The 13,764-nt window shown below is 65.9% G+C and carries 14 protein-coding genes; 9 read left to right on the top strand and 5 right to left on the bottom strand.

The annotated features are described in order from the left end of the window. Positions 1-639: 639 nt before the first annotated feature. Complete coding sequence (locus BM133_RS22070; protein ID WP_093438438.1) at positions 640-2,193, bottom strand: vWA domain-containing protein; 1,554 nt, start codon at positions 2,191-2,193, stop codon at positions 640-642. A gap of 216 nt (positions 2,194-2,409) precedes the next feature. On the opposite strand from BM133_RS22070, the gene rtcR reads away from it, so the two are divergent. The 6 genes from rtcR (at position 2,410) to BM133_RS22040 (ending at position 7,274) form a co-directional block, all read left to right on the top strand. Then, positions 2,410-4,020, top strand: coding sequence for an RNA repair transcriptional activator RtcR (rtcR, locus tag BM133_RS22065; protein ID WP_093438436.1), 1,611 nt, complete (start codon positions 2,410-2,412; stop codon positions 4,018-4,020). Positions 4,021-4,036: 16 nt separating this feature from the next. Beyond that, positions 4,037-4,378 (top strand): low molecular weight protein tyrosine phosphatase family protein, encoded by a 342-nt coding sequence (locus tag BM133_RS22060; RefSeq protein WP_093438433.1) that lies wholly within the window; start codon positions 4,037-4,039, stop codon positions 4,376-4,378. A gap of 4 nt (positions 4,379-4,382) precedes the next feature. Beyond that, complete coding sequence (locus BM133_RS22055; protein ID WP_093438431.1) at positions 4,383-4,949, top strand: 3'-5' exonuclease family protein; 567 nt, start codon at positions 4,383-4,385, stop codon at positions 4,947-4,949. Next, positions 4,946-5,800 (top strand): alpha/beta hydrolase, encoded by an 855-nt coding sequence (locus BM133_RS22050; RefSeq protein ID WP_093438428.1) that lies wholly within the window; start codon positions 4,946-4,948, stop codon positions 5,798-5,800. Before BM133_RS22055 ends, BM133_RS22050 begins: the two co-directional genes overlap by 4 nt. Then, entirely contained in the window at positions 5,797-6,744 is a 948-nt protein-coding gene (locus tag BM133_RS22045; RefSeq protein WP_093438426.1) for a bifunctional Delta(1)-pyrroline-2-carboxylate/Delta(1)-piperideine-2-carboxylate reductase, read from the top strand. Before BM133_RS22050 ends, BM133_RS22045 begins: the two co-directional genes overlap by 4 nt. A 260-nt stretch (positions 6,745-7,004) precedes the next feature. Next, positions 7,005-7,274: a hypothetical protein gene (locus tag BM133_RS22040; RefSeq protein ID WP_093438423.1), complete on the top strand. Its 270-nt coding sequence runs from the start codon at positions 7,005-7,007 to the stop codon at positions 7,272-7,274. Positions 7,275-7,527: 253 nt separating this feature from the next. On the opposite strand, the gene BM133_RS22035 is transcribed toward BM133_RS22040, so the two are convergent. Then, positions 7,528-7,953: a hypothetical protein gene (locus BM133_RS22035; protein WP_093438421.1), complete on the bottom strand. Its 426-nt coding sequence runs from the start codon at positions 7,951-7,953 to the stop codon at positions 7,528-7,530. A 255-nt stretch (positions 7,954-8,208) separates the two neighbouring features. On the opposite strand from BM133_RS22035, the gene BM133_RS22030 reads away from it, so the two are divergent. The 3 genes from BM133_RS22030 to BM133_RS22020 all read left to right on the top strand — a co-directional run bounded on the left by BM133_RS22030 (position 8,209) and on the right by BM133_RS22020 (position 11,636). Next, entirely contained in the window at positions 8,209-8,580 is a 372-nt protein-coding gene (locus tag BM133_RS22030; protein ID WP_093438418.1) for a VOC family protein, read from the top strand. Positions 8,581-8,611: 31 nt separating this feature from the next. After that, complete coding sequence (locus BM133_RS22025; protein WP_093438416.1) at positions 8,612-11,014, top strand: DNA polymerase II; 2,403 nt, start codon at positions 8,612-8,614, stop codon at positions 11,012-11,014. Between the two features lie 196 nt (positions 11,015-11,210). Then, a complete protein-coding gene (locus BM133_RS22020) occupies positions 11,211-11,636 on the top strand; it encodes a hypothetical protein (RefSeq protein ID WP_093439348.1) in 426 nt (141 codons plus the stop codon). On the opposite strand, the gene BM133_RS22015 is transcribed toward BM133_RS22020, so the two are convergent. The 3 genes from BM133_RS22015 to BM133_RS22005 form a co-directional block, all read right to left on the bottom strand. Beyond that, positions 11,614-12,675, bottom strand: a complete 1,062-nt coding sequence (locus BM133_RS22015; RefSeq protein WP_093438413.1) for an RNA methyltransferase — start codon at positions 12,673-12,675, stop codon at positions 11,614-11,616. The two genes, BM133_RS22020 and BM133_RS22015, sit on opposite strands and share 23 nt — an antisense overlap. Before the next feature lie 91 nt (positions 12,676-12,766). Next, positions 12,767-13,114, bottom strand: coding sequence for an immunity protein Imm33 domain-containing protein (locus BM133_RS22010; RefSeq protein WP_093438411.1), 348 nt, complete (start codon positions 13,112-13,114; stop codon positions 12,767-12,769). 74 nt (positions 13,115-13,188) lie between these two features. Continuing rightward, positions 13,189-13,725, bottom strand: a complete 537-nt coding sequence (locus BM133_RS22005) for a DinB family protein (RefSeq protein ID WP_218158396.1) — start codon at positions 13,723-13,725, stop codon at positions 13,189-13,191. Between the last annotated feature and the right edge of the window lie 39 nt (positions 13,726-13,764).

The raw sequence follows: 13,764 nt of genomic DNA, 5'->3' as shown, positions 1-13,764 counted from the left end.
CAGCACCTGCATCCTCAACCTTGCCCGTCGACCGGCTTGCCCGCCGTACCTGGTCTTACCCAGGCTGCCGGCAATTCAAAACATTTTTGGCAGTGGCGCTCCCTTCTGTGCCTGCGTGCCCGATATGCAAAAAAAGAGGTGACGAGGAGCGACGGGTCGTGAACTGAGCTACCTGCCGAAACAGACCGGGACTCGGACCCGGGACCTTCATGGCCAAGACCATGACGCTCTACCTGTAAACCCGTCTGCATTCACCTCAAAACAAAAAAGCAGCGACAAGAATCGACGAAGCGTCGTGCTCTACCACTGAGCTACGGTCTTTCGACCGGCGGGATTCGAACCCGCGACCACGAGATCAAGACTCTGTAGTTCCGCCAGCATTCGCTGCAAAAAACAGTGCGACGAGGATGGCAAGACATGCCCACCAGCGAACCGGTGTCGGGGTTCGACCCCGGGGCGTCCAGATGTAGTCCTGCCTGCATTCGCACAACAACCTTCATCCCCGTTCGGCGACAAACGATCGATGCGAGGAAGAACATGGTTGGATGTACTCGCATCTGCATTCGCCGAACGACGACGTTCAATTTCTTCGGATCGGGCACCGCGGGCCAAGGCCCACGATGCCCTCTCTCTTTTCTCTCAGATCGAAGTCTCTTCGATCACACCCACCCAGTGGTCGGCGCCCAGGCCGCCCGCGGCATACACCGCCAGCAGCTTGAACACCTCGTCGCTGAAGCCGCCGATGTTCAGCACATCGGCACGCTCCTGCGCCTGGGTGGTCGCATAAGGCTGGATGTCGATGCACACCAGCCGCGCCTTCGGGTTGCGCTCCTTGAACGCTGCCCACTCCTGCGTGGTCGCGGTTCCGCGACCACGGCCTCGGTCGGCCCACGATTCGTTGTCCGACACCAGCACCACCAGATCGGCTTGCGCCTTCTCCTTGTTCAGCCATGCCAGCGGCGCGCTGCACGAAGTACCGCCACCGCCCACCGCCGCCAGCTTGGCCGCGTTGGTCATCACCGAATCACGCGGATTCAACTCCAGCGACACCACCTTCGTCTCGAAGGGCAGCACACGCGCATCCGCATTGCGGCGCAGCACGGCGGCGGCCACCAGCGCGGCCACGTCGATGCATCGCACCGCCGAGGTCGCAGAACCGCGGTGGCCCGTCACCGGCGAGCTCATCGAGCCCGACACGTCGGGGCACACCACCACGCGGCCCTCGAACACCGGCACGTTGGCCAGCGCGAGTTCCATCGCGTCCTGCAGCGCCTCCTTCACCACGTGCGGCACCTCGGCGCCGGTTGCGGTGAAGGCCGCCATCAGCTGGTACGGCAGCACGCGCGCCTTGGCCACGGCCTGCGGGTCGCGCAGCTTGGCGGCCACCGCCTCCGCGAGGCCCGGCAGCTCGAACACGCCGTGGCGCGCAAAGGTGTTCAGGTTCTGACGCACCATCTGCCACGATCCACGCTGCGCGATCTGCGCCCAGGCCTGCGCGTCCAGCGCCAGCGCGGTCAGCATCTGGAACGGCACGTCCGGCACCTCGAGCGAACGGTCGCGCTTGAAGCGCTCGAAGGCCTGCGTCACCGGGGGCAGCGCCTCCAGTGCATACGGACGATCGATCAGCCATGCGAACCACGCGGCGCGCCATGCTTCGGCGGCCTTGGGGTGAACCATCTTCACCACATCGGCCAGCGAAGGCGTGTTGCCCACCGAGGCGTTCAGCAGCTGCGCCTCGGACGCCTGGAGCAGCCATTGCTGCACCAGCTTCTTCGGACGCGTACCGAGCGACTTGCGGCCCACGGCACCCGAACGCAGCATCTGCACGAAGTTGCGCAGCATCTTGCCGTTGTCCACCACGCGGGGGAACACCTTGGCGAGCAGCGACACATCGCGCACCGCCAGCGTCGCGGCCAGCAGCGCGGGCATGTCCTTCATGTGGCCGGCGCGGCGTGCATACACGGCCGTCCTGGCAACGAACACCGGATCGACTTCGCGGGCCAGGGCCAGCACGGCGTCGAGCTGGTCCTGCGCTTGTGCGTAGAAGGTGTTGTTCAGGCAACCGGTCGCGGCGAGCTGCGCCAGTTGGTGCTTGGGCGACAGCGCGTAAGCCACGCCACCCGCTTCGTTGAGCGTGTTGGCCGAAGGCAGCAGCGCGCCGCGCAGGGTCTGGAAGAGTTGAAGGTTGGCCATGTGACTTCTCCTTGTGGGGTTCTTTTTGTTCGTTCATTTGCTTGAATGTGTGATCCTTATTGCAACGGGTGTGCCAGCACGGGACAGCTGGCTGGATGAATCTTTCAAGTCATTGATTTGATTGGGATTTTTTAAATACAAAGGTCTGGACGAACCACAACTTCGCAAATACCTATCGATCTTTCTTATAATTTTGGATAGTCTTTTATCCAAGCAATGAAGAAAAAACCCATCGTCGTCATCGGCTTCCTCGGCACCCAGCTCGACGCCGGCCAGGGCGCGGGCCGCTGGAACAAGTGGCGCCCCACGGTCTCGCTCGCGCAGCACGAGGACATGGTCGTCTCGCGCATGGAGCTGCTCTACACGCTGCGCCACAAGGCGCTGGCCGAAGTGGTGAAGGCCGACATCGCCGCCGTGTCGCCCGAGACCACCGTCAACCTCGTGCCGCTCGAGCTGCAAGACCCGTGGGACTTCGGCGAGGTCTACACGCGCCTGTACGACTGGGCGCGCGCCTACACCTTCGACACCGAGCGGGAGCACTACTGGACGCACATCACCACCGGCACGCACGTCGCGCAGATCTGCATGTTCCTGCTGTCGGAATCGCGCGTGGTGCCGGGCGTGCTCGCACAGACCTCGCCACCGAAGAAGCAGCGCGAGGGCGAGGCCGGCAAGTGCACGCTGATCGACCTGGACCTCTCGCGCTACGACGTGATCGCGCGGCGCTTCGACGCGGAGCAGCGCGATGCGGTCGCGTTTCTGAAGAGCGGCATCGCCACGCGCAACGCGCGCTTCAACGCGTTGATCGACGAGATCGAGCGCGTGGCCGTGCGCTCGCGCGCGCCCATCCTGCTGGTCGGGCCGACGGGCGCGGGCAAGTCGTTCCTGGCGCGGCGCATGTTCGAGCTGAAGCAGGCGCGCCACCAGATGACGGGTCCGTTCGTGGAAGTGAACTGCGCCACGCTGCGCGGCGACGGGGCGGCTTCCACCTTGTTCGGCCACAAGAAGGGTTCCTTCACCGGAGCCGCGAGCGATCGGCCCGGCCTGCTGCGCACGGCGAACCAGGGCGCGCTGTTCCTGGACGAGATCGGCGAACTCGGGCCCGACGAGCAGGCGATGCTGCTCAAGGCCATCGAGGAGAAACGCTTCTTCCCCGTGGGGGCGGACAAGGAAGTGGAAAGCGACTTCCAGCTGATCGCCGGCACCAACCGCGATCTGCGCAGCGATGTCGCGGAGGGTCGGTTTCGCGAAGACCTGTTCGCGCGGATCAACCTCTGGACGTATGACCTGCCGGGCCTTGCGCAACGGCCCGAGGACATCGAGCCGAATGTCGATCACCTGCTGGCCATTCATGCGGCCGAGAACCATCGCGTGGTGCGCTTCAACGCCGAGGCGCGCGCGGCGTACCTGCGGTTTGCGCAGAGCGGCGAGGCGATCTGGAGCGGCAACTTTCGCGACCTGTCGGCGAGCGTGACGCGTCTCGCGACGCTGGCGGACGGTGGGCGGATTCCGGTCGCGCTGGTCGAGGCCGAGATCGCGCGGCTGCGATGGTTGTGGAAGCGCGGCGGGCCCACCGCGACGTTCAGCGGCGATGTGGATCTGGATGCATTGCTGGGCGAAGCGCGTGCGGCTGCGCTCGACCTGTTCGACCGGCTGCAACTCGACGCGGTGGTGCGGGTGTGCCGGCAAGCGCGCAGCCTCTCCGATGCAGGCCGCCAGCTCTTCCAGGCATCGCGCGAACAGCGCAGCGTGGTGAACGATGCGGACCGGCTTCGCAAGTACCTTGCCAAGCACGGCATCGAATGGAGCCGCATCGCGCAGGCCTGAGCTATCCTCCGCGCCGATGACCACCCCTGCGCGCAACGTCCTCTTCATCTGCAGCCGCAACCAATGGCGCAGCCCCACCGCGGAACAACTGTGGCGCCGGCATCCGCTGATCGCGGCTCGCTCTGCGGGCACCAGCCCGAATGCGCGGCACAAGGTCTCGTTCGACGACATCGACTGGGCCGACGTCATCCTCGTGATGGAAGAAAAACACAAGTCGCGGCTCGTGGCCGAGTTCACGCGGATGCTGGAAGGCAAGCCCATCCACGTGCTCGACATCCCCGACGAATACAAATACATGGACCCCGAACTCGTCGAAGAACTCCAGCGCTCGGTCGGGTCCATCCTCGACATCGATTGACTCCATGACCGAGATCTACATCAGCACCGACGTCGAATCCGACGGCCCCATCCCCGGCCCGAACTCGATGCTCAGCTTCGGCTCGGCCGCCTACACGGCCGACAAGCAACTCGTCTCCACCTTCAGCGCCAACCTCGAAACCCTGCCCGGCGCCGAAGCCGATCCCAAGACCGCCGCGTGGTGGAAGACCCAGCCCGAGGCCTGGGCCGCGTGCCGCACCGACCTGCAGGACCCGGCGCGGGCCATGAAGAACTACGTGGCCTGGCTCAAGGGCCTGCCCGCGCGGCCGGTGTTCGTGGCCTACCCCGCGGGCTTCGACTTCCTGTTCGTCTACTGGTACCTCATGCGCTTTGCGGGCGAGAGCCCGTTCAGCCACTCGGCGCTCGACGTCAAGTCGTTCGCGATGGCGATGCTCAAGCTCGACTACCGCGACAGCACCAAGCGCGCGATGCCCAGGCGCTGGTTCGACCCGCTGCCGCACACGCACATCGCCCTCGACGATGCCATCGAGCAAGGCGCGCTCTTCTGCAACATGCTCGCGGAAAACCGCCGGGCCGCGGGCACGCCATGACGGCGCCGATCCGCCGCTGGTGGAAGCTCGTGCTGTGCGCCGTGCCGCTGTTCCTGGGCGGCTGCGTGCAGTCGATGTTCTATTACCCCGACCACGTGCGCTACGAGACGCCCGATGCGCTCGGCCTGCGCTACGAAAGCGTGCAATTCAAGAGCGCCGACGGTACGCGCCTGACCGGCTGGTTCATTCCCGCCGTGGGCCGGCAGAACCCGAAGGAGGCCAAGGGCACCGTGGTTCATTTCCACGGCAATGCGCAGAACATGTCGGCGCACTGGCGCTTCGTGGCGTGGCTGCCCAGGCAGGACTACAACGTGTTCGTGTTCGACTACCGCGGCTACGGCGAGTCCGAAGGCGTGCCCGAGCCCAAGGGCGTGTTCGAGGATTCCAGCGCGGCGCTGAATTACGTGCGCTCGCGCGGCGATGTCGATGCCGGGCGCCTCTTCGTCTTCGGGCAGAGCCTGGGCGGCACCAATGCGATGGCGGTCGTCGGTTCGGGCAACCGGGCCGGCGTGAAGGCGGCGGCGATCGAATCGACTTTCTATTCGTACTCGTCGATCGCGAACGACAAGCTCTCGGGCGCGGGCCTCCTGGTGAGCGACGACTATGCGGCGTCCAAATACGTGGCGGCCATCTCGCCGATTCCGCTGCTGCTGATCCACGGCACGGCCGACGGCGTGATTCCGCACGCGCATTCGCAGCGGCTCTTCGCCGATGCGCGCGAGCCCAAGCGGCTGATCGAAGTGCCCGGCGCCGGCCACCTGGAGCCGATGTCCGCACCACGATTCGGCACCACCTACCAGCAGGCGCTGACGGACTTCTTCGACGCTGCAATGCGTTCGCCGACCCCATGAAGCACTTCGACGAAGCCGCCACCCGCGCGCCCCTGGGTTTCGACAAGCTCGTGCCCGCATTGCGCGCGGCCTTCGCGGCCGAGGCGCAGGTGCCGCCGCGCCATGTGCACGGCATCGAGACTGCAGGTGCACAAGGCAGCAGCAAGGGCACCGTGCTCATCATGCCGGCGTGGAGCGATGCGGGGTTTCTCGGCATCAAGACCATCAACATCTTTCCCGGCAACAGCGCACGCGGCCTGCCCGGCCTGCATGCGACCTACGTGCTGTACGACGCGCACACCGGCGTGCCGCTGGCGATGATGGATGGCAACGAGATCACCGCGCGCCGCACCGCCGCGGCTTCGGCCCTGGGCGCCTCGTTCCTCGCGCGCAAGGATGCGCGCCGCCTGCTGGTGCTGGGCACCGGCCGCATCGCGCGCATGCTGCCGGCCGCGCATGCGAGCGTGCGCTCCATCGACGAAGTGACGGTGTGGAACCACCGCCCCGAAGGCGCCGAGGCCCTGGCCGCGCAGCTGCGTGCCGCGGGATGGAATGCACAGGCGACCGTTGATCTTGAAGCAGCCGTGCGGGGTGCCGACATCGTCAGCTGCGCCACGCTGTCCGCCGCCCCGCTGGTGCGCGGCGCGTGGCTCGCGCCGGGCTCGCACCTCGACCTGATCGGCAGCTTCACGCCCGCGATGCGTGAGGCCGACGTGCAGTGCTTTGCGCGCTCACGCACCTTCATCGACACGAACGAAGCCCTGCAGAAATCGGGCGACCTGCTCGATGCGATCGCGGCCGGCACGCTGCGCGCGCAAGAGGTGCAGGGCACGCTCGCCGACCTCTGCCGCGGCGAACGCGCGGGCCGCAACGGCGATGCGGAACGCACGGTATTCAAGGCCGTCGGCAGCGCGCTCGAAGACCTGGCCGCTGCCACGCTCGTGTGGCAGCACACGGCCGCCTGAATCCGTCATTCAGGGTAAGTCCTGATCGTTCGGCGGGGCCTGCGACCCATCTAGGGGTCATGCGCAAGAGACACTCCATGCAACGAACGCGCGCCGCCGGGAGGCCGGCCCGTCCGTTCATGGCACGAAACTTGAAAGCAGCCAAAGGAACCCGGTGTTGGACGACAGGCGCATACGTCATTCGGCTGATAGCGCCCCGCGCCGAGTAGCACTAATCTGCTAATGCAAAGCGATCAGAGAGAAATCAGAGAGGCGACCGAATGCTCACCATCCTTCAGAAAGCCAACATCCTCAGCAAGGTGGGGTTCGACGTGCCGGCGCGACCGGACGACGATCTCTCGACCAACGCCGTGACAGGAGCGGCCGTCAAACCCGAAGGCATTTCCCAGAAGGCGCACGACTGGGCCAAGGCCATCGAAACCCTGTACGTGGCCTACGTGGCCGCCCGCGCCGCCAAGAGCCTGCGAGATTCCGAGGAAGTGCGGCAGACCGCGATGCTGCAGAAGCTGTCTTCCAAGGCCTACGCCTGAGCGGCTGAGCCTTTCGCACCGCGCCACGCGCGATGCAGGAGCGCTGCCGGTTGGCGCTCACGAACGGGGCCATTGGCACCATTGGCACCATCGGCCGCTCGCGCTCTTGCGCCAGTTCTTCCGCCAGCGATGGCGATGCGGCCACCGGCTCATCGGTCGGCCCTGCTCCTGCACATGCCCGATATCGCCGCCCGCCGGCCCGCGCGCGGACCGGAGGACGGCTTGCCTGCCTGCCTGTCTCTCTCTCTTCTGCTTACTTGCCTTGCGCCGACTGCAGCACGGGGTTCTGCATGGTCGAGACGACCTTGCTGTTCACGCGCGAGCCGCTGGTCACGTTCTGGTCGGGCGCCGCGGCGGTGGCCATGGCTTCCTGGTAGACCTGCGCCGGGTCGCGCTGCGCGGTGAACGGGTCCGGACCGCGCGAGCCGCGCGTCACGTTCTGGTTCGGCGCGTGGGCGGTGTCCACGGCTTGCTTGTTCATGGCTTCAGGATCGGCCGACGAAACGAAGGGATCGGCGCCGCGCGAGCCGCGGGTCACGTTCTGGTTCGGTGCGTGGGCAGCGGCGACGGCTTCGGCTTCGACTTCCGCGCGGCTGCGGCCAGACGATTGCTGGGCCTGGGCGGTGGTGACGGCGAGCACCGCGAGTGCGGCGGCGAGAGCGAGTTGCGAGGTCTTCATGGTTGGTTCTTTGCGAGTTGTTGGAGGGGGTCGGCCCGTGGATGCGGGAAAACCCTGACCGAGTCTCGCGGGGCCAAAAGGCAGATCCGTGACGGCCCCAGGCGATGGTGGGTTGCCAATGGGGGCGGCAACGCGTTGCGCGCGCTTCTGGTACAGACGTTCGCGCACCGGGTCGGCGCACGGGTGCCTGACAATCCGGGCGCAGCCGGCGGGGAGAAGGGAAATCCCGCCGCACCCTCACCACGAAAACATCCCATGGAATCACCGCTCGGAACCGTCATCCTCTACGCCAGGGACATGCAGAAATCCGCGGCCTTCTATGCCCGGCATTTCGGCTTCGTCACCAGCGGCGAAGTCGTCGAAGGGCTGATCGAACTGAAGCATCCGGACGGCGGCGCAGGCATCCTCATCCATCAGGCCGCCAAGTCCGTGAAGCTCGGACAAGTGGGCGTGAAGCTGAGCTTTCATGTGAAGGACGTCAACACATTCGCCGCGCAGGCAGCGCTGCAGGGCCTGGCGTTCGGGTCCGTGCATGAAGCCAATGGGTACGCGTTCGCCAATGCGAAGGATCTGGACAAAAACTCGATCGGCATCTCGAGCAGGGCACACCGGGGCGCCGCGAATTGAAGGACTGCCGTACCCGATTCCTCAGGCTCCCGTGACGTCCACCGAACTCAAGGGCTTCATCCTCACCCGCCATTGGCGGGATGCGCCGGCCGGCACGGAGATCGAATACTGGCTCGCAACGGATGGCGGACCGATCAAAGTCGTCCTGCCCTCCCAGACCTCGGTCGCATTCGTCGCAACCCGGCACAGAGCGCAGGTCGAAGCGCACCTCGCGGCCATGCCGGGCATGGAGGTGCGTGAGCTCGCGCTGAAGACCTTCCAGCAGGAACCCGTCGTCGGCGTCTATGCGAAGCACTTCCGCCAGCTCGGCCGCTTGGCGCGCACCCTTCAGGCGCAGGGCATTCCCCTGCTCGAAGCCGACGTGCGCCCGCACGACCGCTACCTGATGGAGCGCTTCATCACCGCGGGCGTGCTCGTGGAAGGAGGGCTGGAAGGAGGGCTGGCAGACCGCGCCACCCTCGTCGACTGCAGGCTCAGGCCCGCGCCCGAGTACCGGCCGGTGCTGAAGGTGGTGTCGCTGGACATCGAGACGAGCCAGCACGAGGCGCTCTATTCCATCGCGCTGGACGGTTTGCCGGACCGTGTCGTCTTCATGCTGGGCGAGCCGCCGCCCGAACCCGGTGAGCCAGTTGCGCCGGGCGAGCCCGTGGACTTCTCGCTCATCTACTGCCCGACCCGCAAGGCCATGATCGAGAAGCTCAACGACTGGTTCGAGCGGAACGACCCCGACGTCCTCATCGGCTGGAACGTCGTCCAGTTCGACCTGCGGGTGCTCCAGAAGACCGCCAACGAATGCGGGGCGCCGCTGCTTCTCGGGCGGGAGCGACGGCCCATCGAATGGCGCACGCATCCCGGCAAGCAGGGCTACCTGTTCGCGCCCACGCCGGGCCGCGTGATCATCGACGGCATCGACGCCCTGAAGGCTGCTGTATGGAGCTTCCCCTCCTTCAGCCTGGAGACCGTCTCGCAAGCGCTGCTGGGCGAGGGCAAGGCCATCGGCGACGACTACGACAAGATGGCCGAGATCGAGCGGCGCTACCAGGAAGACAAGCCCGCGCTCGCGCACTACAACATCCGCGATTGCGAGCTGGTCCTGCGCATCTTCGAGAAAGCCAAGCTGCTGCAGTTCGTGATGGAGCGCGCCCAGACCACGGGCCTGCAGGCCGACCACTTCGGCGGCTCCATTGCCGCGTTCAGCCACCACTACCTGCCGCGCATGCATCGCCTGGGCTACGTGGCGCCGAACGTGGGCGAGATTGCGAGCAAGGCCTACCCCGGCGGCTACGTGATGGACTCCAGGCCCGGGTTCTACGACTCCGTCGTGGTGCTGGACTACAAGAGCCTCTATCCGTCCATCATCCGCACCTTCCTTGTCGACCCCGTGGGCCTCGTGGAAGGCACCCACGCCGCCGACCCGGCGATGGCCGTCAAGGGCCCGCAAGGCACCGTCTTCTCGCGCGAGAAACACTGCCTGCCGGAAATCGTGACCACGCTCTGGCGCGCGCGGGACGAAGCCAAGCGGGACAAGAACGAGCCGTTGTCGCAGGCGCTGAAGCTGCTCATGAACTCCTTCGCCGGCGTGCTGGGTGCGGCCGACTGCCGCTTCTTCAATCCCCTGCTGGTGTCCGCCATCACCCTTCGCGGCCACGAGATGATGAAGCTCACGCGCGAATTCGTGCAAGAACGGGACTACGAGGTCATCTACGGCGACACCGACTCCATCTTCATCTGGCTGCGGCGTACCCACACCAACGAAGAAGCGCACGCCATCGCGGCCACCTTGGCCAGAGACATCAACGCCTGGTGGACGCACTCTCTCCGCGAGGCGCACGGCCTCGCGAATTTCCTGGAGATCGAGTTCGACACCCACTACCAGAAGTTCTTCATGCCGACCATCCGTGGCTCGGATGTGGGGAGCAAGAAGCGCTATGCAGGCCTGGGCGTCGACGCCGGGGGCAAGGAGGAAATGGTCTACCGCGGCCTGGAGATGGCCCGCAGCGACTGGACCCCGTTGGCACGCCAGTTCCAGGAGGGGCTGCTCTCGCGCATCTTCCACGACAAGCCTTACAAGGCGTTCGTCGCGGACTATGCACAGGCGCTGCTGGCCGGCGAGATGGACGACCTGCTCGTCTACAGGAAGCGCCTGCGCCACCGCCTGGATGCCTACCTCGTCAACGTGCCTCCGCAGGTCCGCGCGGCACGGGTCGCCGACGACTACAACGCGCGGGTCAACCGCCCGAAGCAATATCAGAACGGCGGCTGGATCCGGTACGTCATGACCCAGGGCGGGCCCGAGCCCATGGAGGTTCGCCAGTCCCGCATCGACTACGAGCACTACCTGAGCAAGCAACTCCAGCCGATTGCCGACGCCATCCTCCAGCCGATGGGAGAGAGCTTCATGGCTTTGACGACGGCGCAGCAGGGCCTTTTCTAGGGCGTTGCGAGTGGAGCAAGACCTTCAGGCCATCGGCAACTAAATAGAAGCCCCCTTGCCTTGTTCCATCGGATCGACGCCCAATCCGTATCGGGCGCGCCACCGGATATTTTCCAACCGGCATGACCGCATCGCGGAACCCAGGCTGGCCGTTTCCGCGCCGAACGTCCCGTCGCAAAGCATGGAGAAAACCAAGATGTCCGCAGCCATGTTCGCCGCCCTGTTCTTCACAGTGGCCCTCCTGGTCACCACGGCCTACTTCATCATGGGCTCCATCCCGCTCTTGGTGCTCAAGCACGACACGCCGCTCGATGCGCGCTTCGTGCGCGGCTTCTTCAACCTCTACTACGTCGGCGCGTTCATCACGGCCAGCGCGACGGCGATCAGTTTTGCGCTCGCAGGACGCTACGGCATCGCTGCGGGTGCCGCGGCGCTGGCGGCGATGGCCATCGTCCTGCGCAAGAAGGTCATTCCCAAGATGGACGCGCTCGGCGAACAGATCAAGTCCAACTACATGGACGCGATTCCGGGGTTCCGCAAGACGCACATCACCGCCATCCTGATCAACCTCGCCCAGTTGGTGGTGATCGTGTGGACGCTCATCGCAGTGAGCCGGCAGTAGCAGTAGCAGCAGCAGCGCCTCTTCGAAGCACCACCGGCGCCTCTGCGGCCGCACGCGCCCTCAACTGGCCGCAGCCGCCATCGACATCCTGCCCCGCCGAATCGCGCAGCTTCGTCAGAATGCCCCGCTCGTGCAGCGTGCGCGCGATCTGCTCGCAGCGCTCCCACGACGGCCGGCTGAACGACACGCCATCCACCGCGTTGAACGGAATCATGTTCAGCACGCCGTACTTGCCCGAGAGCAGCCGGACGATGCCTTCGATCTCGTCTTCGCCGTCGTTCACGCCTTCCAGCAGCGCCCACTGGTACTGGATCGGGTAGCCGGTGGCCCGCGCATAGCGCTCGCCCGCATCGACCAGTTCCTCGGGCGTCATGTTCGGCGCGCGCGGCAGGAGCGTCTTGCGCAAGCCGGCCTTGGTCGTGTGCAGCGACAGCGCCAGCGCGGGCTTCACGCGCTCTTGCTGCAGCCGCTCGAACGCGCGCGGATCGCCCACGGTGGAGAACACCAGGTTCTTGTGGCCGATGTTGCCCACGGTACCGAGCAGCTCGATCGCCTCCATCACGTTGTCCAGGTTGTGGGCCGGCTCGCCCATGCCCATGAACACGACCTTGCGCACCTTGCGGCGCGTGCGCGCGAGCGCGACCTGCGCAATGATCTCGGCGCTGCCCACCTGGCGCAGCAACCCGCCCTGGCCCGTCATGCAGAACCGGCATCCCACGGCGCACCCGACCTGCGACGAGACGCACAAACCATCGCGCGGCAGCAGCACGCTCTCCACGGTCTGGCCGTCCGCGAGCGCGACCAGCAGCCGCTCGGAGCCATCGGCGCCGGGATGCACGGTGTGGATGCGCGCGAGCCCCGCGAGCTCGGCCTCGATGGCCGGCAGCGCCTCCATCAACGACGACGGAAAGAAGCTGTGCGGCAGGCGCCGGCCGCTGTCGCGCGGCAGCGCGTGCGACCACAGCCGCAGGATGCGCTGCTCGTGGCTCGGGCCCGCGCCGGCTTCGCGCAGGCGTCGTTTCAGTTCGTGGATGCGCATGCGATGCGTGGGGATGGAGGGGTGGGGGTGGCGTGCTGGCCGCGTCAGCGATGCGGTGCCCGATTTTCCATCAACCCTTCAGGCCGGCGGCTCAGCCGCGTGGCTTGAAACCGAACACCTCTTTCCAGGCCGCATCGGCGCTCTCGCGCTCCCATGCCGAGCCGACGGGCTTGTCCGTGACTGCGCTCAGCGATGGGTCCATCTTGAGAAAGGAATTCAGAGGGCAGATTTTCGGTGGATGGTCATCGAGCACGCCCTGGCTTTCCCTGCCGCTCAGAAAGATCCAGCCCGAATCGTGCGGGTTGTTCGGCTTCACGCGGTAGGCGAAGCACACGGGCAACCGGTTCGGTCCCATGACCTGGTCCGACGCCAGCACCAGCGGGGCGAGTGCGGCGAACTTGTCGTCCCACGGCTCTTTCTTCTTTTTGAATGGCCACATGTCGATCGTTGCTCCTCAGTGTTTTGCAGGAAGACCCGGCACGGCCGGGACACGCTTTCGCCTTGCCGGCGGCATCACATCTTTCGCGACGGCGAAGACACCGCATAGAGAAATCGAACCACGCCGATTTCAGCCGCATTCTTCATGAGCTCGACATTCAGCCATGCGGCGATGCTGTCGAACGAACTCTGGGGAAGGGGCCAGCTGTTCTCGCGGGGGCGTTGGAAACCGGCGTCGTCGGTGCCTTCGATCAGCGCGCGCCAGCGATCGTGCAGCGACTGGACCGTCGCGCGGACCCGATCGGCATCGCCGGGCCAAGGCACGTCTCGCGCGTCGATCGAAACGTTCCCCTCCATGTGAGCGATCGCCTTGGTCCACCAGAAGCAGATGTGCCAGGTGGTCCAGGCAATCGAAGGCGGGCCGATCTCGTAGCCCTCGGTCTCGGGCCAATCCGCGCGCCACGTGTCGCCGTCCCGGCGGACGTGGATGCAGGGCTCGGCCGGCGCCCAGAGGCACTCCTGCGTCGTCAGCCCCTGCAGGTGGTACTGCGCCAGCGCCCAGGCCATGTCGAACTGCGCCAGCAGCAGCGTTCGCGTTCGTGAATCGGTCAATTGCAATTCCTTTTCTTCACCTTCATCGCCCCGCACCCT

Source organism: Variovorax sp. 770b2, from assembly GCF_900115685.1.
Lineage (GTDB): Bacteria > Pseudomonadota > Gammaproteobacteria > Burkholderiales > Burkholderiaceae_C > Variovorax.
This window is presented reverse-complemented; position numbering and strand designations above follow the sequence as displayed.